Origin of the sequence: Treponema socranskii subsp. socranskii VPI DR56BR1116 = ATCC 35536, assembly GCF_000468115.1 — a bacterium.
Lineage (GTDB): Bacteria > Spirochaetota > Spirochaetia > Treponematales > Treponemataceae > Treponema_D > Treponema_D socranskii.
This window is the reverse complement of the sequence record NZ_AVQI01000016.1, coordinates 26,273-47,999: the sequence shown is the minus strand read 5'-3', so window position 1 is coordinate 47,999 and position 21,727 is coordinate 26,273. Positions and strand designations below refer to the sequence as shown.

General features: G+C 52.2%; 18 protein-coding genes. 16 read left to right on the top strand and 2 right to left on the bottom strand.

The features are described 5' to 3' along the window. Positions 1 to 25: 25 nt before the first annotated feature. Complete coding sequence (locus HMPREF0860_RS02400) at positions 26 to 1,039, bottom strand: CarD family transcriptional regulator (RefSeq protein WP_021329788.1); 1,014 nt, start codon at positions 1,037 to 1,039, stop codon at positions 26 to 28. Positions 1,040 to 1,622: 583 nt separating this feature from the next. On the opposite strand from HMPREF0860_RS02400, the gene HMPREF0860_RS02380 reads away from it, so the two are divergent. The 5 genes from HMPREF0860_RS02380 to HMPREF0860_RS02360 are packed head-to-tail and all read left to right on the top strand — an operon-like array spanning position 1,623 to position 7,786. Next, complete coding sequence (locus tag HMPREF0860_RS02380; RefSeq protein WP_021329758.1) at positions 1,623 to 2,564, top strand: PhoH family protein; 942 nt, start codon at positions 1,623 to 1,625, stop codon at positions 2,562 to 2,564. After that, a complete protein-coding gene (locus HMPREF0860_RS02375) occupies positions 2,542 to 4,302 on the top strand; it encodes an HD family phosphohydrolase (RefSeq protein WP_231364298.1) in 1,761 nt (586 codons plus the stop codon). The genes HMPREF0860_RS02380 and HMPREF0860_RS02375 overlap by 23 nt, the downstream gene beginning before the upstream one ends. Beyond that, the gene (gene ybeY, locus HMPREF0860_RS02370; RefSeq protein WP_021329819.1) at positions 4,295 to 4,777 is read left to right on the top strand and encodes an rRNA maturation RNase YbeY; all 483 of its coding nucleotides are present in this window, start codon (positions 4,295 to 4,297) and stop codon (positions 4,775 to 4,777) included. Before HMPREF0860_RS02375 ends, ybeY begins: the two co-directional genes overlap by 8 nt. Before the next feature lie 8 nt (positions 4,778 to 4,785). After that, entirely contained in the window at positions 4,786 to 5,589 is an 804-nt protein-coding gene (locus tag HMPREF0860_RS02365) for a hemolysin family protein (RefSeq protein WP_021329778.1), read from the top strand. Position 5,590: 1 nt separating this feature from the next. After that, a complete protein-coding gene (locus HMPREF0860_RS02360) occupies positions 5,591 to 7,786 on the top strand; it encodes a tetratricopeptide repeat protein (protein ID WP_021329768.1) in 2,196 nt (731 codons plus the stop codon). 380 nt (positions 7,787 to 8,166) lie between these two features. Here the strand turns inward: HMPREF0860_RS02360 and HMPREF0860_RS02355 are convergent, their stop codons facing one another. Next, positions 8,167 to 9,072 carry a tetratricopeptide repeat protein gene (locus tag HMPREF0860_RS02355; protein WP_021329772.1) on the bottom strand — a complete coding sequence of 302 codons (906 nt, stop codon included), beginning with the start codon at positions 9,070 to 9,072 and terminating at the stop codon, positions 8,167 to 8,169. A gap of 101 nt (positions 9,073 to 9,173) precedes the next feature. On the opposite strand from HMPREF0860_RS02355, the gene HMPREF0860_RS02350 reads away from it, so the two are divergent. The 11 genes from HMPREF0860_RS02350 to HMPREF0860_RS02295 all read left to right on the top strand — a co-directional run bounded on the left by HMPREF0860_RS02350 (position 9,174) and on the right by HMPREF0860_RS02295 (position 21,724). Further along, a complete protein-coding gene (locus HMPREF0860_RS02350; protein ID WP_021329760.1) occupies positions 9,174 to 9,494 on the top strand; it encodes a CRISPR-associated endonuclease Cas2 in 321 nt (106 codons plus the stop codon). A gap of 109 nt (positions 9,495 to 9,603) precedes the next feature. After that, positions 9,604 to 10,741 (top strand): peptide chain release factor 2 gene (gene prfB, locus HMPREF0860_RS02340; protein ID WP_156002022.1). Its coding sequence is split into 2 segments (ribosomal slippage): positions 9,604 to 9,672 and positions 9,674 to 10,741, totalling 1,137 coding nucleotides; the frame shifts between segments, so codons are not numbered across the junction. A 97-nt stretch (positions 10,742 to 10,838) separates the two neighbouring features. Next, the gene (locus HMPREF0860_RS02335; RefSeq protein ID WP_156002019.1) at positions 10,839 to 12,476 is read left to right on the top strand and encodes a hypothetical protein; all 1,638 of its coding nucleotides are present in this window, start codon (positions 10,839 to 10,841) and stop codon (positions 12,474 to 12,476) included. 10 nt (positions 12,477 to 12,486) lie between these two features. Then, positions 12,487 to 13,365, top strand: coding sequence for a signal recognition particle-docking protein FtsY (gene ftsY, locus HMPREF0860_RS02330; protein ID WP_021329769.1), 879 nt, complete (start codon positions 12,487 to 12,489; stop codon positions 13,363 to 13,365). A 1-nt stretch (position 13,366) separates the two neighbouring features. Further along, entirely contained in the window at positions 13,367 to 14,182 is an 816-nt protein-coding gene (locus HMPREF0860_RS02325) for a hypothetical protein (protein ID WP_038080602.1), read from the top strand. Beyond that, positions 14,166 to 15,473: an ABC transporter permease gene (locus HMPREF0860_RS02320; protein WP_021329779.1), complete on the top strand. Its 1,308-nt coding sequence runs from the start codon at positions 14,166 to 14,168 to the stop codon at positions 15,471 to 15,473. Before HMPREF0860_RS02325 ends, HMPREF0860_RS02320 begins: the two co-directional genes overlap by 17 nt. Next, the gene (locus tag HMPREF0860_RS02315) at positions 15,466 to 16,146 is read left to right on the top strand and encodes an ABC transporter ATP-binding protein (protein ID WP_021329781.1); all 681 of its coding nucleotides are present in this window, start codon (positions 15,466 to 15,468) and stop codon (positions 16,144 to 16,146) included. The genes HMPREF0860_RS02320 and HMPREF0860_RS02315 overlap by 8 nt, the downstream gene beginning before the upstream one ends. Positions 16,147 to 16,149: 3 nt before the next feature. Next, positions 16,150 to 17,478 carry an ABC transporter permease gene (locus HMPREF0860_RS02310; RefSeq protein ID WP_021329771.1) on the top strand — a complete coding sequence of 443 codons (1,329 nt, stop codon included), beginning with the start codon at positions 16,150 to 16,152 and terminating at the stop codon, positions 17,476 to 17,478. A gap of 15 nt (positions 17,479 to 17,493) precedes the next feature. Further along, the gene (locus tag HMPREF0860_RS02305) at positions 17,494 to 18,030 is read left to right on the top strand and encodes a UvrB/UvrC motif-containing protein (protein WP_021329754.1); all 537 of its coding nucleotides are present in this window, start codon (positions 17,494 to 17,496) and stop codon (positions 18,028 to 18,030) included. Then, positions 18,023 to 19,108 carry an ATP--guanido phosphotransferase gene (locus HMPREF0860_RS02300; protein WP_021329794.1) on the top strand — a complete coding sequence of 362 codons (1,086 nt, stop codon included), beginning with the start codon at positions 18,023 to 18,025 and terminating at the stop codon, positions 19,106 to 19,108. Before HMPREF0860_RS02305 ends, HMPREF0860_RS02300 begins: the two co-directional genes overlap by 8 nt. 21 nt (positions 19,109 to 19,129) lie before the next feature. Next, on the top strand, positions 19,130 to 21,724 hold the full coding sequence (locus tag HMPREF0860_RS02295) for an ATP-dependent Clp protease ATP-binding subunit (RefSeq protein ID WP_081688180.1): 2,595 nt from the start codon (positions 19,130 to 19,132) through the stop codon (positions 21,722 to 21,724). The last annotated feature ends 3 nt before the right edge of the window (positions 21,725 to 21,727 follow it).

Here is a 21,727-nt window from a genome sequence, read left to right as displayed (position 1 = left end):
ACTTTCAAAACTTGCCATTCATACATTAAAACGAATCGTCGTCGTAAGACGAATCGTCATCCGAAGCATCACCGTCGTCGGATTCGCTCGAACTCGCGTTCATGTCGTCCATAAGATTATCGTCTTCGTCATCGTCGATATTGATGACGTGTTTGACTTTCGGTGCGGATCCGGGCGGTTCGAGTTTGATGTGAATCAGCGTTTCGACTTCTTTGAGCGACTTTCCCGTTGCAAATGAAATTTCATCTTCGAGCAATTTCCGCGCGGAATCGTAGAGTTTTCGTTCGAGAATCGGAAGCTCTTTTACTTTGCTGCGGTTGTACAGACAGCGCACGATCGTCGCGATGTCGTTGATGCTCCCTTTTTTGAGAAGATCGAGATTCATCTGATAGCGAAGCTTCCAATCCGACGTAATCGGCTCGAAATCGTCGGAAAGCAGGTTGAGCGCTTTTTCCGCTTCCGAAGCGGAGACGATGGCTCGGATACCGAGATCTTCCGCCCGCTCTACCGGCACCATGACAACCATATCCGACGCTTCGATATAGATATTGTAATACAGCATCGTTTGCTCGCGGAAAATCTGCTCGTTGATGTCGGTAATTTTTCCGACGCCCTGACTCGGATAGACGATTTTTTGATTTATACGGAACCTTGAAGCTTTCGATTTTTTCGACACCGTCTTTGCCGCTTCGATTCTTGATACTGCCGTTGAAGCGGATTTCGCCGTTGCGGTTTTCGAAAGCGACGCCGATCTCGATTTTGTCGCAGCAGTTTTTGAAGCAGCTTTAGCCTGCATCGGCTTTTTTGTTTTTTCGAGCGCAGCTTTTACCGGTTTTTTTGCGGCGGATTTTGCAGGCGTTTTTGCACCGGCTTTTACGGAAGCCTTTGCTGCGGTTTTTATACGGGGTTTTGCAGCGGTTTTTGCCGCAGGTTTAGCAACGGATTTTGCAGGTTTAACCGAAGCTTTTTTTGTTTTTACCGGCGACTTAGCTTTTGCTGCCGGTTTTATCGATTTTTTCGAAGTCGTAGCTTTTGCCATATTCTCTAAAGTATAGCACACAATGGAAAAATAATCAAACTTGCAATTTCGAATGTACGTTCAAATTTAATAAAGGGGGAAAGTCTTCCCCTCGCGCGCACTTCGTTGCGCGCTGCCCCTTCCAGCGGGGACACCCCGCAACGCCCCGTTTGAACCGATTTTCCGCTGCTCGGATTTGTTCTGGTAAGTCGGGAGGCGAAAAACGGCCGAGCCGTTTTTCTTTTATCCGTGCGGAGGCTTTCATATCTCATCCTTCCGGATGAAATAGAAGGTATGAAAGCCGACTGCAATTCCTTATGAGGACACACGGAGTAACGCTTGCGTTGCTCCGTGTGATAGGAGACGCGCATAATTCCTGCGCGGGGAACTTTGCGCTAACGCGCTCGTTGCAAGTCGCGCACTGCTCGGAATTGCTCTGTAAGTCGGGAGGCGAAAAACGGCCGAGCCGTTTTTCTTTTATCGGAGACGCGCATAATTCCTGCGCACTGCTCGGAATTATCCGCTCTTGCATAAATTATCCTCTGCCTTTATAATTTTATACAATATTTGACGGTGATGATCGGGGTGCGGGTGCCGGAGGGTTGTGGATAGCGCTTATACGATAGTCGTGCCGGATGCTGACGTTTTGTCTTGTGTCTGCGGTACGAACGACAGCAATTTGAAACTCATCGAAGAGCATTTGGGCGTGCCGGTGTTTACGCGGGGGAATGAGCTTTCCGTAGATGAAGAGGATCCTGTCGTCCGCGAAAAGTTCCGCTTTATCATCGATCGGATTCTCGACGAAATAGAAAGCGGTGACGAAGACGGCAAAAATATCATCGCGTCCGTTTTAAATACGCAGCCGCGTCTCGACATTTCACGCTGTGCGATTTCGATCCCCAGAGGTTTTCGGAAGATATATCCGCGTTCGGACAATCAAGCGCGGTATATCGATATGCTCCGCTCGTTCGATATGGTCATCTGCACGGGAGCTGCCGGCAGCGGCAAAACCTTTCTCGCGGTCGCCGAAGCGCTGAAAATGCTTCTTTCGCACAATACATCGAAACTCGTCGTAACGCGCCCCGTCGTCGAAGCGGGAGAAAGTCTCGGCTACCTTCCGGGCGATTTGGAACAAAAACTCAACCCGTATTTGCGTCCGTTTTACGACGCGATGGAATCTCTCGTGCCGCGGGAAATGGTGAGGCGCCTTGTCGAATCGGGTGCGGTCGAAACGGCGCCGCTTGCGTATATGCGCGGGCGTACGCTCGAAGCGAGCGTGGTCATCCTCGATGAAGCGCAAAATACGACGCGCGAACAGATGAAAATGTTTTTGACGCGGATGGGCGAAAACGCGAAAGTGTTTGTCACCGGCGATATCACGCAGATCGATCTGCCGCGCCGGACGGAAAGCGGGCTCGTTCACGCGCTCAAATTATTAAAATCGATTCCGGAAATCGCAACGATGAGATTGACGGCGGACGACGTGATCCGCGCTCCGCTTGTAAAAAAGATAGTAAAGGCGTATGAAGATGAAGAAAGACAATGACAATCGCGGTTTTGCAGCGGCATGTACCGATTATATTAAAAAGCACTACAGCGTTATCCTTTTGATCGTTGCGGGTTATATCGCCGTTTCCGCTCTCAATTTCGTAAACGTTGCGACGAGTCAGACGATTGCGTCGTTTTCGCTTCACGATTTTGAAATAGGGCAGATCGCCGACCGCGATATAATCGCTCCGCGGGACATTGCGGCGACTTACGATAATCCGATCGCGATTCAAAAGGGAGAGCGGATCATTCACAAGGGTTTTGCGATCGAGCAGGAAAATTACGACAAGCTTCGAAAGCTCGCCGAATCACCCGCATATTTCGATTACCGTAAATTCCTCAACAACGAATTATTTTTGCTTGTTCTCGGCGTCGTGTGGTTTTTGCTGTTTGCGTTTCTTCCGTTCGGCAGAAAAATCCTTTTGAGCGAATCTGTGCTGCAAGTCGTCTTTTTTCTTTTTATTTATGCCGCCGCCGCATTTGCGCTCAAAATGCCCGCCTTTTCTTCTCCGTATATGCTGCCGGTGATCATTCCGTCGGCGTTCTGTACGCTGCTCGTTGCGATTTTGTACGGTCAGCTTTCTTCCGTACTGTTTTGCGCCGTCGCCGCTTTCGGCGTATACAATGCCGCCGACTGGGCGCTCATTCCGTTTCTCTACACGATACTTTCGTGTTTTGCGGCGACGAATATCGTGCGGCGGATCGAGCGGCGGATCGATATGGTCGTGGCATCGCTCCTGCTTGCCCTCGTCGATATCGTGTGTATGATCGTACTCATCGTCATCGATAATGAAAGCTTTCAACGGATGCCGGCCGCTCTCGCCGGCGCCGCGTTCAACGGATTTATTTCCGGTATTCTCGCACTCGGTTTTTTGACGCCGCTCGAATTGCTTTTGAATACCGCATCGGTATTCCGCCTTATGGATTTAAGCGATCTCAACAATCCGACGATGCGTCGTCTTATGCTCACCGCGAGCGGCACCTATACGCATTCGCTCATGGTCGCGCAGCTTGCCGAAAGCGCATGCCGTGAAATCGGAGCAAATTCGCTCGTCGCCCGCGTCGGCGCATATTATCACGACATCGGCAAAATGGATCAGAGCGAATACTTTGTCGAAAACCAAACGGGCACGAATAAACACGACGATATCAATCCTTCCCTTTCCGTCGCCGTCATCAAAAGCCACGTAAAGCGCGGCGTCGAAAAAGCGTATAGAATGCACTTGCCGCAGCAGATCATCGACATCATCGCCGAGCACCACGGAAACAGCGTCATCTCGTATTTTTACAACGCGGCAAAAGAAAAAGATCCGAACGTGAGCCCCGAAGAATTCCGCTACACGGGTACTCCTCCGACGAGCCGCGAAAGCGCCGTCGTCATGCTCGCCGATACCGTCGAAGCCGCGTGCCGCACGCTTGAAAATCCGTCCGCGTCGCGCTTGGATAAATTCATTCAAACGCTGTTCAACGCAAAGGTCGAACACGGTCAGCTCGACAACTGCGATTTGACTTTCCGCGATATCGCAAAGATAAAGGGCGCTTTCGTTCAGCTGCTTGCAGGTTACTATCACAACAGAATCGAATACCCGAATCAAAAAAATCCCGACGAAGATCGAAAAGAAAACAAAGCTTCCGATAAAAAAGGAGCCGATAAATCCGGCGACAAAAAGGATGAAAAAAAGCCGGGCGATAAAAACGACGATAAAAAATCGGATGCGGGAAAATCGAATGGCTGACAGGATCGCCGTGTCCCTTTCCGAAAATGCCGCGCTTCCGTCATGGATTGAAAACGTCGCGCCTTTTACACAAAAGGCGCTCGGCGTGCTCGGTTTTTCCGGTGAGGAGATTTCGATTTTGCTGTGCGACGATGCATACATGGCGTTTCTCAACAAAACGTATCGCGGCATCGAAGGGGCGACGGACGTGCTTTCGTTTGAAAACGGAACTTCATATATAGACGAAGAGGGCACGGAGTGGAAGTGTGCGGGCGACATTGCGATCAGTCTCGACACGCTTTCGAAAAATGCGGCCGCGTTCGAGACGGATGAAGACTCTGAGCTCAAGCGTCTTATCGTGCACGGTCTTTTGCATTTAAACGGATACGATCACGGAAAAGAGCATATCGAAGAGGGTAAAGCTCCCGAATGCGATATGCTTGTCATACAGGAACAGGTGCTTGCGAAATTGTGCGGCGAAAAAATAATTGGGTAAGGTGGTATATGGGATTATTCGGTTTAGGACGCAAAAAGGAAGAAGCCGCTTCCGATGCGGAAGCGGTCAGTCCCGAACAGCAGGAGATTATCAACGAAGAAAAACGGAGCATGATACGCGGCATCGAAGATTTGTCGCACACGACGGTAAAGGAAGTGATGATTCCGCGTATCGACGTCGATTTTATTTCCGTCGATACCGAACTCGACGAACTCATGGAAAAGATCGCCAAAAGCGGTCACTCGCGCATTCCGGTCTACAGCGAATCCATCGACAATGTCGTCGGCATACTCTACGTCAAAGATTTGATTCACATTTTCGCTTCTCACGAAACGGTCGATCTCGAAAAGATTCTCCGCAAAGCGTATTTTATTCCCGAATCGAAGCGCATCGATTCGCTTTTGCGCGAGTTTAAACGGCGGCACCTGCACATCGCGATCGCTATCGACGAATACGGTGGTATCTCCGGCATCGTTACGATGGAAGATATCATCGAAGAGATAGTCGGCGACATTCAGGATGAGTTCGACAACGAGCGGGAAGATATCATCACGCTCGGAAACAATATTTGGCTGTGTGATGCGCGCATAGATTTGGACGATTTGAACGAAACGATCGGCGCGGAGTTTCCGACGGAAGATTTCGATACGCTCGGCGGCTTTGTATTCGATTTGCTCGGAAAGATTCCGGTAAAATACGAAAAGGCGTCGTGGGACGGATTCGATTTTATCGTACAGGATATGGAAGGTCACCGTATCAATATGATAAAAGTAATTCGAAAAAGCGGAGATGAAAAAGAGGATGACAAATAATATGACAGATAAGCGGAATGCGGGCGAAAACCGCTTTTTCCGTTTTCACATATCGACGGAGTCCGTCATCGATCCGGCTGCGCAAAAAAAACGGAAAACCGTTTTCTGTGCGCTGTGTGTTCTCCTTTGGGCGCTTCCGCTTTTTGCTTCTCCTCCGACGGCTGCCGAATTTTATTCGCGCGGCGTCGAACGGCAAAACGGGGAAGAGTGGTACGAAGCGACGGAACTTTTTTTGGAAGCCGTGCGCGTAAATCCCGCTTACGCAGATGCGTGGTTTCGTCTCGCCGAGTGCGCGTATCAGCTCGGTCAATACGATACGGCGCTCGGCTATCTTTCGTCCGCCGAAAAATATGCGCGGAACAGTACGGCTGTGCAAAATCTTCGGGGTATGTGCCGCATTGCGCTCGGAAATCTTTCGGAAGCTCGGCTCATATTCGAAAAAATATTGGCGCAGTATCCGAACGACGTCAACGCGAGATTCGGTATGGCCGAGCTCGACCTTTTCAGCGGGAGGATTTCCGCCGCCGAAGGGAAATACGCCGAAGCGCTCGAGCGAGATCCGTCGAACCGCAAAGCGCTTTTAAGTCTCGCTTTCGTTTCAGCCGAGCGCGGCAATGTGGCAGCTGCTTCCCGCTATATGTCGCAGGCGCTGCGCTGTCATTCGGGCGAAGCGGAAGTGCACTATATGAGCGCAAAGCTTGCCGCAATGCAGGGCAATCTTTCAGCCGCCGAAAAAGCGGCTCGCACGGCAGTTGAGATAAACGGCCGCTACGACAAAGCCTACGAATTGCTCGCTTCGATATTGTATTCGGAAAAAAAATACGCCGATGCGATCGACGTTTCGGATTTCAGAATAGCGAGGTCGAGGAACGCGCGCGGTGCGTGGTATTTAAAAGGGCTCTCCCAGTACCGCGAGGGAAATACGGCGGCTGCGATCGCAACGTGGACGACGGGGCTTTCGGTCGATCCCTTCGATGAAGTGATGCGCGCGGCTCTCGAACTCGAGGTCAATAAAACCGTTCCGATCGAAGATGCGCGGAGAAAGGAATGGTCGAAGTGGCACATAAAAAATGCAGGCGAATATATGAAGCGTTTCGACGGCACGGGCGCAAGCTACGAGTACCAGCGGGCGCTGAAAGTAAACCCGACGGATACCGCGGCGCGCAGAGCCTTTGCCGAAATGCTCGACATAAACGGTTTGCACGAACTCTGCCTCGAACAGCTTAAATTCGTACAGGATAACCGGGATCCCCTTTCAAGCGTTTCTTCGGAAGCGCGCCGTACGAGCGAAAAGTGCTTGGACGACACCGTCGAAGCTTACGATTCGCTTTTACAGGATTCGCTTGCAAAGCGGTGGAACGTCGAACCCTTTTACCTCGATAAAATTCGCTGGCGCATCGGTTTGTACTATACGCAAAATACAGCACAGTTCGTTCACGCGGATTTTCCGATGATCACCGCCGAGTTTGCCGCCGATATGTTTTCGGGCGTTTCCGTCACGTTCGTGCGTGCACGAACGGCTCCCGTTTCGGGCTTCGGGGAAGCGTACCGAAAAGCACAGAGCGCGGGCGAAGATTATTTTATCATGCTTTCGTTCGACGAAGGCGAACGCGACATCGTCCTCGATGCGACGATGTATTCCGGTCGTACGGGTTCGGCAGTCAGACCTATGTCGTTTTACGGCACCGGAAGCGGACGTTATACGAACGTGCTGCGCAGGTTGCGCTCCTCAGTCCTTTCAAGTTTGCCCGTCCGCGGAAAAATCCTCGACAGGAGCGGGACGAATTTATTGATCGATGTCGGTCGATCCGAACTGCTGCAAAAAGGCGCGGTGTTCGCCGTCGTGCCCAAAGACTCTCTCAAAACGGCGGATTCGGAAATCGGATTGACATACGCCGACAGGGACGCGCTCGGTACGCTTACGATCACCGAAGCGGGAGAAGAAGTGTCGGAAGGCGAGTTCGTAAAGAGCGGATTTTACGATCGAGTAAACACGGGCGATGAAGTGGTGCTCGTTTCGATGCCCGATAAAGCTGCGGAAAGCAAAGCGGGAAACGCATCCCGCGTCGTCGATAATGCGCCGTCTGCCGGTACGGGAAGTGCCGCCGATTCGGGACGGCCGAAAGCGGTACCGGCCGGCGATTTGGGCGAAAGGCGGAAACCCGTGCTCGTCGACATTATCCGAAGTATTTATTAATTGGCGAAAGGCGAGTTTGGAAAGTATCAGCTAATAGCGCCATGTTTACGGCGAGGACGACCAACGTACAATCTTTGTAGACATATGCGAACGCGGCTTTCGCAGCGGAATCCCCGCTTACGCTCCGGTTGTGCTTTTAAGCAAGGCTTCCGCAAGCGGAACGCACAAAGTCGCACGCGTGTCTCCCGCTGCTACGCCGCATCGCGCACACGTCAAGATGTTTCGGCATACGGTCGGAATCTTGCCGTATGCATAATTGTATTTACTTTCCAAACTCGCCCTTCAGTTGGTGAACGAAACGGATGGAAAAGGGACTGTCTTAAAAGTTACTTGCTTTTTCGACAGTCCTGCGAGTTTTAGCAAACTCGAAATTGAACCTATTAATTTTTCGGCAGCTGCATGAAGTCGAGCGACGAATCGATCCATTTTTTTGCGAGGGAGGGGTAGGCGTCGGCCGCGTACAAAAACGCGTTTACCGCATCGGCGTAGTTTCCTCTGAAATAGTAGGATTCGCCCAAGTAAAAACGCGCTCGGGACGTAACCGCTTCGCTCCGGTTCGTCGCAAGCAGGCGTAAAAGTTCGGTTTCGGCATCGGCGTATTTTCGTTTGATAAAGGTCGTTTTCAAAACGTCGAATAAAAGATAATCATCGCCTCCGTCGGGCGAAATCAAATCTTCTTCGAACACATAGGGCGAAAGCATCTTGTGCATAGTTTCCGCGGAGCCTGCAAGAAGCCGCGCCTGTGCTCGCGCGCTTCTGCCCATAGCCGTCCGTTTGTTTTCGTTTACGCTTTCAATCAAATCGATGTAAGGAAGCGGCGTTTCGCGGACGGCGCCTTCAGGGTAGAGCTTTTCCTGCACGGATGCGCTCGTATCCTTTGCGGCGTTTTTTCGCGGGAGCCGCGGGCGCACGCCGTTTACCGTCGCATTTACCGAAGGGATAACGATGTCGTAGCGTCCTTTTTCCGTAAGGGCGATGACGGCGTAATAATAATCTTTATAGTCGGGAACGTTGTCTGTAAACGATGCGCTGTCTTTTGCAAGCTTTACGATCGGGACGAGGGAATCCGGATCCGAAAAAAACGCGGCCGGCTCTTCCGTTCGGAATACTGCGAGAGACGTGACGGCGGGTTCGGGATTTCGAGGCGGCGTCCACGTAAGGAAAATGCGTTTTCCCGACCCGGCTTCGGCTTTTATGCCGGTGACGATGGGACGCTCGGCGGCAAAAAAGGGAAGAGCTGCGGATAGAAAGAAGATTCCCGTGACAATCGGTCGAAAGCGTTTCATGAGATTATGATAGCGCGAAACGGCGGGAAAATCAATTCTTGCGCGTTCGTTGTCGCGCGTCCGTTTGACATAATTCGCTCTTTCTTTTATGCTTATACGATATGTTCGTATCGGTTGTTCTCGATCCGGGCGGAGTCGATACGGCTCAGTCGCTCGCTTCGGTGCTCGCTCATTACGGATTTCACAAAGTGCAGCGCGCGTGCTGGGAAAGCGCCGACGTCGGTGTCATGCAGCTTTCGCAGCTCAAGCGGGAAATCGACCGCGTGACGAATTACTACGATACGGTGCGCATGTATCAGTATCCGGTGCAGGGTATGTTTTCCATAACGGAGCTGCATCGTAAAAAATGGCGGAGATGCGTTTTGAAAGCGGACGATACGGAAAACGAAGGCGGTATAAATCCGTCTAAGGAAAATTTCTGAAAATTGCAATTTCAAAAAGCGATATAGTATTAATCAGGATACCGGTTGTTGATTTTGAATGGTGTCGGTTGTTAATTTGAAATGCGATTATTAATTTTGGAGTGTCTATATGATAGAAGATGTAAAAATGCCCGTTTCCGCTCTTCGCGAAGATATCATGAACGTTTGGGGGCGTCTTTGACGCTGCGAGCGTAGACAAAAAAATCGCCGAAAAAGAAGCGCTCACCGCCGCTCCGGGGTTTTGGGACGACAGTGAAAAAGCCGGCAGCGTCATGAATGAAATAAAACGCTTGAAAAACCGCGTCGAGCCGTGGCGCGCTTTATTGAAAAAACAGGACGATTTGGAAGCGATGCTCGAGCTCGCCGAAGAAAGCGGCGGTGCGGATGAAGAAGCGGAAGTAGAGCAGATGTACGAAGAGACAAAAGCTGAATTCGAAAAGCTCAACATTTTGAATCTGCTTTCAGGCGAAGTCGATCCGAACGACGCCTTCCTTTCGATTCACGCGGGAGCCGGAGGAACGGAAGCGGAAGACTGGACTTTTATGCTGAGCCGCATGTATACGAGATGGGCGGAACGGCACGGGTTTAAAATCGAAATCGTCGATCAGGAAGAAGCCGAAGGCGGACTGAAGTCCGTTACGATGCAGATTTCGGGCGATTACGCATACGGCTATTTAAAGTGCGAAGCGGGAATCCATCGGCTTGTGCGCATCAGCCCCTTCGATGCGAATGCGAGACGTCACACATCTTTTTCGTCGGTGTACGTGTATCCCGTCCTCGACGATACGATCGAAGTAAATATCCGTCCGGAAGACCTCCGCGTGGACACATACCGCGCGGGCGGCAAGGGCGGGCAGCACGTCAATAAAACCGAATCGGCGGTGCGCTTTACGCATGTTCCGACCGGCATCGTCGTCGCGTGCCAGAGCGAACGCAGTCAGTTGATGAATCGCGAAATCGCGATGAATATTCTGCGCTCGCGCTTGTATGAGTATTACCGCGAACAAAGAGAAAAAGAGAATTCCAAATACAGCGGAGAAAAAAAAGACATATCGTGGGGCAATCAAATTCGCTCCTATGTATTCCAGCCGTACACGATGGTCAAAGATCACCGCACGAAATGCGAGTCGGGCAATATCCAAGCGGTTATGGACGGCGACATCGATCAATTTATGGACGCGTTTCTCATTGCCCGGTGGAAAGGTCTTCCGATGGAAGGCGGCGGAGACGATGACGAAGAAGTGTAAACATTTGATTTCGAGTTTTCCAAAAATCGAATTTTTTCGGCCGTTTCGACGTTCCACCGCTAAATTTTTTTTCTGCGGCTTTATTCATCTTTTCTGTTTGATTTCGATTGCACCCGCGGACGAGGTGTCAGCCTCTCCCGATTGGATTATCGGCGCGGAACAATTTACGCTTGCCGATAAGCGCGATGTTTTTCCGTCCGACGGTGCCGCCTCTCGGACTGTTCCCGCCCTTATCCTCGAACAGCTTGCCGAAAACCTCGAGCGTATGCCGACGGCTGAAGAGCGGCTCGACCGAAGCGAATACGCGCTTTCGCGAAGCAGAATCGATCTCTTTTTGCAGCTTTCGCGGGAAGTGCAAGTGCGCGATTCTCTCGTGCTCGGAGATTATACCGAAAAGCAGCTGGAAGCGAAACTGAAGGATGCCGACAAAAAGATTGCGGAATTGAAAATAAAAATTGAAAAAAATCTTATCGAAGAGGAACGAGAACGCGAAAAAGCCGCACCCGATATGGAACGCGAGAGGCGGCGCAAAAAAAACATCGAAGCGGGTGCGGTTGTCGAAGACAGAAGGCCTGACGCGGAGCGCAGCGACAGGGAGCGTTTTATTAATTTATTTCGGAGCGATGCAGACGATACTCCTCGTAGCGAACGTGTGAGTTTGTATAAAGGCGATTTTTCCGCGCTCTTCGATGCGGGAGAAGCTGCGAAAAAAGCGGGGTACGAAAGCCGCGCGTTTGAAAACGCTGTCGTCGCCGCAAAGATCAACGCGCTTTTAACCGGTACGATGACTTCTTACGGAGGCTATGTTTCCGTAAGCGTGTCGCTCATCGTGTATCCGGGTGCGAAGGTTATCGGCACCGTAACCGACGTCGGGAGCCTTGAGGATATTCGTCCGCTTGCCGTACGCATTGCGCGCTTCCTTACGCCCGAAATAACGAATGCTATGCCCGTGGAATTGCTTTTTACGGTCTCGCCGCCGGAAGCCGCCGAGCACATCACGATCAGCGTCGACGATATCGTGTACCGGGAAGTCCCCGACCGTCTTGTCGTACAGGCGGGCGTTCATTCGGTTTTGTTTTCGGCTCCCGGTTTTAAACAGGCGGGCACGTCCTATGCGTTCCGCGGCGCGAGGAGTTTTTCTATTTCGGCGGAACTCGTACCCGATAATCCGTCGTCGCTTTTTGTCCGTTTAAAAAAACCGATCGTCGGAACGCTCTTTGCAAACGGAACGGAAGCGGGAAAAACGGACGAAGAAAATCTTCCGATAAAATTAATAATCAACGACGAGCCGGTGCTCGGTCAATTTATCACGAAAGACGGATCCGCCGCTCCGTTTTACATCGCGTATCGCATGCTCAAAGACAACGCTTCCCTTGCGTTCCGCGCCGAACCCTTTGACAGAAGCAAATATATCGATAGGCGTCGACGTCGGTTGTACACGTCGTACAGTGTGCTTGTCACATCCCTTTTGGCGACGTTTTATACCTACGGCACTTTTTATACCGAAAGCATCGCGTATTCGAAAGGCTATACGGATATCGAAAGCGCAAAAAAGTGGCAGAGTGCATCTCAAGTGTGTACGGGCATATCTATCGGATGCGGGGCATGGTGTATATACGAACTCGTGCGGTATTTTATCGCTGCGGATAAAGTGCTTCCCGCCCGCGCCCGTGTCGTAAAAGACGGCAAAATTGACGATGCGGGAGATGCCGAGTCGATTTCGATCGGAAGATAACGGAGATATTATGGCAAAGATTTCTTTTGCGCAGCGGATGCGCGATTTATTCGGAGGACGCGATAAAGACGATGAAGCGATCTTCGACGATTTAACCGATGCGCTCATCGAGGGGGATGTCGGCGCAAAGGCGGCGGTCGAAATCGCGGACGAGCTTAGAGTCGCCTGTCAAAAAAATCATGCGCACGGAAAAGACGAAGTCATGCACGAACTCGAAGCGATTCTTTTGCGCTGCGTCAAAGAGGTCTCTCTCGTTCCCGTTTCCGGCAAAACGAATGTGTGGATGCTGCTCGGCGTAAACGGTGTCGGAAAGACGACGACGAGCGCAAAACTTGCGAACGCGTTTAAAGATGCGATTTCGGGCGAAGTGGTGCTTGCTTCAGCCGACACCTTCCGCGCCGCCGCGATCGAACAGCTTGCCCTGCACGGGGAAAATCTCGGCGTGCGCGTCGTAAGCCATCAGCACGGATCGGATCCCGCCGCCGTCGTCTTCGATGCGGCAGACGCCGTCCGAGCAAAGGGCGGGGGGCTCGTGCTTGCGGATACGGCGGGCAGGCTGCACAATAAAGAAAACCTCGTACGCGAGCTCGGAAAGATCGACCGTACCTGTCTCCAAAAAGCCGACGAAGGTTGCTATAAACGTATCCTCGTCGTGGATGCGACGACGGGACAAAACGCGTTCAGACAGGCGGAAGTTTTCGGAGAAGCCGTTTCCGTCGACGCGCTTGTTTTGACAAAATACGATTCGACGGCAAAGGGCGGCATCGCCGTTTCCGTCGGCAAAGAACTCGGTATTCCGGTCGCCTTTGTATGTACCGGAGAAAAATACGGAGATATCGCGCCGTTCAGCGCCGAACGCTACGTAAAAGAATTTTTAGGATCGGAATAAGGTGAACCGAAGAGCTGCATTCATACTATGCTGTCTCGCGTTCGTTGCCGTGCAGACGGGAGCCGGCGAATCGCCGGAAGGGAATGGCGCGGAAAGCGATGCCCTCAGCCGGTTTTCCCTCGATGCCGAAGGAAAGCTCAAAGCTTTTGCATTCGATGCGGAGCGCTTTACGCTTTCGGACGCAAACGATGAGAGCGTTACGGTAAACGCATCCGGCAAAACGGCGGTGCGGAAAACCTACGACGCTCTCATGCGCCTTGTCAAACGCGACGTATGGAAGATCGCTTCGACGGCGAAGGAAAGCGTGCGCGAAAGCACCGAAACCTTTTATTATAAAACGGAGGGAGCGTATCCCGCATCTTCGGTGACCGAAAGGGAAGGCTGCCGAGAGGAAAGGTTTTATGACGATGAGGGGAGAGTGATTTCCCGTACCGATTTTTTTGTCGATAAAGACGGCACGCAGATTCCCGACACGAAGATGACGCGGCTTTATGCGGATGGAAATAAAATTCTCGAAGAAGAAAAATCGCGCTATGAATACGCCGATGAAAAAAAATCGCAGCTTGCCGCCGTGCGCGTGCAAAAAAAAATATACGACTATGCCGCAGGCGGAGAAAAGCCCGATTATTATTTTTATGAAGACGGAACGCTGCGCATAAAGACGGTATACGCGCAAGACGATGCATACGTAACGACGCTCTATTTCGATGACGGATATACCGTGATTTCGGAGTATGCCGCAGGGGAAAAGATTCGCGAAACGATAAAAAACGGAGACCGCGTACTGCGGACGAAAAAATATGATACGAAACATTAATAATATATTTCGTTTTCGCTGGATCGCTTTCGTGTCGAGACGATTTTCGCGAGTCGACAGAAACGGCCGCTCGGCGGTGACGTCCTTTTTCGCTTCTCTCGGGATCTGTTTCGGCATTATGACGCTCATCGTCGTCATGAGCGTTATGAACGGCTTTCAAATGGAATTCAAAGATGCGATCATGGAAGTTTCGTCGTATCACATTCAAGTGCGCGGCGTGACGGACGATACGGAGGAGCGCTTTGCGTCGTGGTGCAAAAGCGAAAAAGACATCGTTTCGGCAATACCCTTTTACGAAGCGCAGAGCTTTATGGCCGCTTCTTCGGGCGGACAGGCACCTGCCCTCATCCGTGCATTGCCTCGGGATATCGCGGAAAGGGACGCGGGGTTTGCACGGGAAGTGCTCATGGTTTCAGGCAGCTTTTCGATCGAAGGCGAAGACGAGATAGTGCTCGGCTCGTCCCTTGCCGATTCGCTCGGTGTGCGGACGGGAAGTGAAGTGACGCTGCTCGCGCTTTCGGGAGGAAGCGATGTTGCGCTCCTGTCGCGGACGAGACGTTTTCGCGTTGCCGGTATTTTTTATTCGGGCTATGCCGATATAAACGCATCCTACGCATTTATCAACCTCGAATCGGGAAAAAAGAATTTCGGGCGAAGCGCCGAAAAAGTATACGGCGTAAAATTGCGGCGCGAATCGTTCGACTCCCATATCATCGGAAAAATTAAGGCATTCTTTCCGGCACTTACGGCCGTATCCTGGCGGGAGTATAACCGCTCGTTTTTCGGCGCGCTTCGCGTGGAAAAAAATATGCTCATGATCCTCGTGCTGTTGATCTTTGTCGTCGTTGCGATCAATATCTACAGCGGTATGCGTCGTCTGGTTTACGAGCGGCGTCGCGAGATTTCGATTTTGGCGGCTCTCGGAGGAAAAGGCGGCGAAATCAAATCGATCTTTATCCTGCGCGGATTTTTTACCGGCTGTGCGGGAGCCGTCGGCGGTGTACTTTTGGGACTTTTGATCTGCGTCAATATCGGGGGCGTATTTTTGTTCGCGTCGGAAGCGCTGTACCGTACGCAGTATTTTTTTACGCTTTTGTTTTCACCCGAAAGCGCGGCCTTTATCCGCGAAAATCCGATGTTTATGCTCTATGCGGCCGTTCCCGCGCGTATCTTTCCGTTTGAAGTTTTTATGATCGCGCTGTTCGGTATCGCATCTCCTCTTGCTGCCTCGTACGCTGCGAGCAGGGATATTTTGAAAATGACGGTTGCGGAGGTGCTCCACGATGAGTGAAATCGTTCATATCGAAAATCTTGAAAAAACTTATGTCTCGACGGGAGAGACGCTGACCGTTTTAAAAGCGCTCGACCTTTCGGTCGAAGAAGGCAGTAAAGTCGTCATTACCGGAGAAAGCGGCTGCGGCAAAAGCACGCTGCTCAACATCATCGGCGGCATCGATTCGGCGACGTCGGGTATCGTGCGCTCGGGCGGCCGGGATATCACCGCCCTCGATGAAAACGCGCAAGCCGATTACCGCTCGCATTTTCTCGGATTCGTGTTTCAATTTCATTATCTCTTAAAGGATTTTACGGCTCTTGAAAACGTCTATCTTCCGGCATATATGGCAGGCGTTTCAAAAAAAGACGCGATAAGCCGCGCCGAGCGTTTGCTCGAAGATGTCGGTCTTCAAGACCGCCTGCACCATCTGCCTTCCGAGCTTTCGGGCGGCGAACGCCAACGGGCTGCGGTCGCACGCGCTCTTATCAACGATCCGCATCTCATCCTCGCGGATGAACCGACGGGAAACCTCGATCCCGTGAACGCTGAGATCGTCGGAAATCTGCTTTTTTCGATTGCGGATAAATACCGCAAAACGCTCATCATGGTAACGCACGATCAAAACTTGGCGGCGAAGGGATCGGTGCGCTATTCGATTGCCGGCGGAAAACTCGAAGCGGCGGATTGAAGTATGACGATAAAGAGTTCGCTTTTATTGGCATACCGCATCCTCTTTCCGAAAGGTGAAAGTTCGGCCGCGCGGCAGAGTCTTTCTGCCTCTCTTCTGTGCATCGGCATAAGTCTCGTACCGCTCATCGTCGTGCTCGCCGTTTCAAACGGTATGATTCAAGGGATGACGGAACGCATCATCGGTCTTTCAAGCTCTCACATCGAAGCGGCCGTCGAATCGTCTTCTCCCTTCGTTTCGGACGCAGCTTCTTTTACGCGTTTTGCGTCCCGTCTTAAAACGGTAGAAGGCGTTACGAATGCCTATCCCGAAATCGACGCTTCCGCGCTCGCCTCGGGCGCTTCGTATCGGTGCGGTGTGCAAGTGCGCGCCGTCCTGCCTGAAGTCTTTTCGGAAAACAAATCCTTCGCTTCTCTCTTTCGCGTCACGGACGGCGATATCGGTGATTTTAAAAGCGGAGCGAAAGCTGCCGTTGTCGGAGAAGAGACGGCAAAGCGGCTCGGCATCCGCTCGGGCGATAAGTTCCGATTGATAACCGCTCAAGCGAATGCGGACGGAACGGTGCTGCCGAAAGCGGCTTTGCTTTCCGTCGCCGCCGTCGTTTCGTCGGGGTATCAAGAGCTCGATGCGGCGTGGCTCTTTGTGCCGCTCGATACGGGCTTCGATATCATCAGGGCGGGAACGGGAGCGTATTCGGTGCTTGTCGAAACCGAAAACGCGTTTTCTCCCGAACTCGTGCGCGTTCAAAGCTCGCTGCGCGATGCGTTTCCGTTCGATGCCGACTTTTACCGCTGGGATGAACTCAATCTGGACAAGTATGAAAATTTCGCTTCGACGAAAATCATGCTCGTCTTTATCATGCTGCTCATCGTGCTCGTCGCGTCGATCAATATTTCATCATCGCTCGTCATGCTCGTTGCCGAAAAGCGGCGCGAAATCGCAGTTATAAAAAGTCTCGGCGGCACCCGGCACGGCATCGCGTTCGCGTTTCTCGCTGCGGGAACGGCTGCGGGTTTCGGCGGCGTGCTCATCGGTCTTCCGATAGGACTCGCGTGCGCGGTAAACGTAAAGAGCATCATCGTTTTTTTTGAAAAAAGCGTAAACGCTGCGGCAAAATTTTTGTATATTATAAGAGGATACGATATTAATTCTCTTGCGCATATCGATTTGATGGATCCCGCCTATTACCTTTCGGAGATATCCGTCGTCATCCCGTTCCGAGATACGGCAGTGATCGTCGTATCGACGGTGCTTTTGGCGCTTGCGGCTTCCGTCATTCCGGCGTACAGAGCCGGTAATGAAAAGCCGCTCGAAACATTGCGCAAAGTGTGATATAGTGAGTGCGCTATGCTGTGTGATTTTTGCCGCAAACGCGAAGCGGTGTTCTTTATCGAACAGACAACGAAAACGTCTCAAAAGAAAATCCATATCTGCATGGAGTGTGCCGTCAAAAACGGTCTCTCCCCGGATCCCGAACGCATTCAAAAATCGATCCGCTCGCTCTTCGACGCCGTCGCAAAGACGGAAGCTATCGGTACGATGGAAGCGGGAAAGCTTTGCCGAGTTTGCGGCACGAGTTTTGCCGCGATAAAAAAATCCGGCAAAGCAGGCTGTCCCGAATGCTACGAAACTTTCAAATCCGAACTGCCGGCGGTGATGGCGAAGCACGGCATTACGGGTACTTATACCGGTTCGATGCCCAGACGGATTGCGACTTTCCGTTCGCGTTTGACCGACCGCATCGATTTGGAAGCGAAGCTCGAACAGTCGATACAAAACGAAGATTATGAAAAAGCGGCGATTTACCGCGATTACCTGCGCGCCCTCGAACGGGGGGCGGTCGCCGACGGATCGGATGCCGGTACGGGGGCGGAAAATGCCTAGCGCCGCAGTCCCTGCCGGCAGACCGTGGTATTCGTATGCGGGAAAAGACGGGGATGTCGTCGTGTCCACGCGCGTGCGTCTTGCGCGGAACCTCGCCGATTTTTTATTTCCGTCGGCTGAAAAAAAAGACGAAGCCGAACGCGTGCAGACGCTTGTGTTCGATGCTTTTTCGCATTTTGAAAATCCCGACGATTATCACGTCGTGAATACGGAGATGCTCGATGCTCTCGCAAAAAAGATTTTGGAAGAGCGCGGCGTGCTCGACGGCAGCGGGGCTTCCGGTATCGTCATGAAGGGAGACGGGCGTCTTTCGTGCCGCGTCAACAGCACAGACCACGTGCGCATCGCGTCTTTTGAGCCGGGCTTGAATTGTGCCCGTGCATTCGATGAGTGCCGCCTTTGCGACGACGGTATGCAAAAGACGCTGCAATTCGCCGCTTCCTACGAATTCGGCTATCTCACGTCGATCCTTTCGGATGCGGGAAGCGGCATGAAGGTTTCGATCCGAGTCCACTTGCCCTCCCTGACGTTTTCAGGAGAAGCGGATGCGGTTCTCAACGACGTGCGCGCAAAGGGACTCGACGTGTTTTCGGTATACGGTACGGGCGACGGCTACGGCGTATCGCTCGGATCGTATTACGATATCGCAACCGCTTCGTCGCTTTCGGGCAGTGAATTCGATCAGACGGCGAGCGTTGAAAGCGCCGGTAAATATCTTGCGGAAGCCGAGCGCAAGTTTCGGAAGCGATGTGCCGAAAATAAATCGACACAAGTGCGCAATATCATACTGCGCGCTTTTGCCGAAGCGAAGTTCAGCGTGCTCCTTTCGCTCAAACAGAGCGTGTCGATCGTCTCCGCGGTCAAATGGGGACTCGATTCGGGCATTTTGCAGGGGATCGACGACGGCGTTCTGTGCAGTCTGCTTTACCGCGTGCAGGACGGACACCTCGAGTTTTTGCTGAAAAACGGCGGCTTTTCGTTTGAAGCGGATATTCAAAACGATACACGCTTGAAAATCGAACGGCTGCGCGCGCTCATCGTGCAGGAAGCTTTTGAAGCCGTACAGTTTAATTTATGATTGTAATCTTTGGGGGATATGATGAACGGAATCGGATTTTCACCGCGCGCACAGCGTCTTGTCGCCGCCCTTGCTCAGGATGAAGGGCGGAAGAGCGGCGCCGATCAGCTTTTGCCGGAACACGTGCTGCTTGCGCTTTTGAAAAGTGCGGAGGGGCTGGGCTATACGCTGCTCCGCTCGCTTCGCATCAATACGCTTTCGTTTCAGCGCGCGCTCGAACGGCAATTTAAATCGAATCCGGCATCCGTCGCCCTTTCGGATTTGCCGCCGAGCCGCCGCTTAAAAGCGATGCTCGATATCGCAGGCATGGAGTCCCGTGCGCTCGGAAACGATTATGTGGGGACGGAACACATAGTGCTTTCGGCTATCAGAGAAGAGGGCAGCGCGACGGCGCGATTTTTCGAAAACGCCGACATAACGATCGAAGATGCGCGGCGCATCGTCCCCGAAATCCAAGCGCATTCCCCTTCGTCGGTAAACGAAAAAGCGTCGCGCTCGTTTGCAAAAACCGCGCTTGAGAATTTTTTCGGTACACCTGAGAGCGCATCTCTTCCTTCGTCGGATATCGGCCGTCCGGCGGCGCAAGGCCAAGTCCGGCAAAGCAGAAGCGAGCGGACATTCCTCTCCGAGTTCAGCCGCGACATTACAAAGATTGCGCGGGAAGAAAAAGACGATCCCGTCGTCGGACGGAGCAAAGAGATACAGCGCATCGTGCAAGTGCTTTCTCGCCGCACGAAAAACAATCCCGTACTTATCGGAGAGCCGGGTGTCGGCAAGACGGCGATTGTCGAAGGCCTCGCCCAGCGCATCGCAAAGGGAAACGTACCGCACAATTTGCTTAAAAAACGCATCCTCTCCCTCGATTTGGCGGCTCTCATTGCGGGTACGAAATACCGCGGAGAGTTCGAAGACCGCATGAAAAAAATGATGAAAGAAGTTCGAGACGATAAAAATGTCATTTTATTTATCGACGAATTGCACACGATCATCGGTGCGGGCGGCCCTGAAGGGACGATGGATGCATCGAATATGCTCAAGCCCGCATTGAGCCGCGGAGAGATACAAATCATCGGCGCGACAACGACAAAGGAATACAGCCGCTATATCGAAAAGGATTCCGCTCTCGAACGCCGTTTCCAAATGGTTAAAGTTGAAGAGCCGACGGACGACGATACTGTGCGCATTCTCGAAGGCATAAAAAAACGCTACGAAGATTTTCACGGCATCGTGTTCGACGACGACGTGATTCCGGCGATCGTCAAATTTTCCCGGCGCTATATCCCCGAGCGCTTTCTTCCCGACAAAGCGATCGACATACTCGACGAAGCGGGCGCCGCAAAAAAAATACAGGAAGAAGCGAAACCTGCGGAGCTTGCGGAAGTGGAGCGGAGCATCGAAAAGCTTGCGGCGGAAAAACGGCGCCTCGTTGAAGAACAGGATTACGAACGTGCGGCAATCGTGCGAGACAAAGTGCTCGAACTTCGCAGAAGGCTTGACCTGTACAGCGAATATTGGCGGAACAGCAATTTGCAAAACAGGAAACACGTGAGCGAACAGGATATTTGCCGCATTATCGGCTCGATGACCGGCATACCCGTCGAACAGCTCGATTCGTCGGAAACGAAACGCCTCGTACACATGGAAGAAGAGATGCATAAAAGCGTTATCGGGCAGGCGGAAGCGGTACACCTCATCGCAGGCGCGGTGAGGCGGAGTAGGGCGGGTGTTTCCTCTCCGAAGCATCCGCTCGGCTCGTTTATCTTTCTCGGCCCGACCGGTGTCGGAAAAACACAGCTTGCAAAAGCGCTCGCGAAATTTTTATTCGGCAGCGAAGATATGCTTGTGCGTATCGATATGTCCGACTATATGGAAAAACACAACGCGAGCCGGCTCGTCGGAGCGCCTCCGGGCTATGTCGGCTACGAAGAGGGAGGCGTGCTCACCGAAGCGGTGCGCCGTCATCCGTATTCGGTCGTCCTCCTCGACGAAATCGAAAAAGCGCATCCCGACGTATTCAATTTGCTTTTGCAGCTGCTCGAAGAAGGCGAACTCAGCGACAATCTCGGCCACACCGTAAACTTCCGAAATACCGTCGTCATCATGACGAGCAACGCGGGCGCGCGGCAGATTACGAGCGGGAGCCGTGTCGGGTTTTTGCCGTCGGGCGAAGGGCTTTTGTCGTACGACGATATAAAAGCGAGTGCGCTCGGGGAATTGAAAAAGAGGCTGAGCCCCGAGCTTTTAAACCGTATCGACGACGTCGTCGTTTTCGGCGCGCTTACGAAAGAAGAAGTCGGACAGATACTCGACATACAGATCAAAGAGCTTGCCGACAGAATGCGTGAGCAAAATATCGTCATCTCCGTAAAGCCGAAAGCGCGGGAATACCTCATCGAGCACGGATACGAACCCGAATTGGGTGCCCGCCCGATGCGCCGCCTTATCCGCAGAGAGATCGAAGATCCGCTTTCCGTCGAAATCCTTTCGGGTGGAGGGGAAAAGTCGAACAGCGTTTCGGTCGAATATGCAAACGGTAAACTCCGCGTCAAATTTGTTAAACCGAAACAAGTCGAAACGGTGCTTGCAAATTCCTTGACGCAAGACGGGCGTCAATAAAGC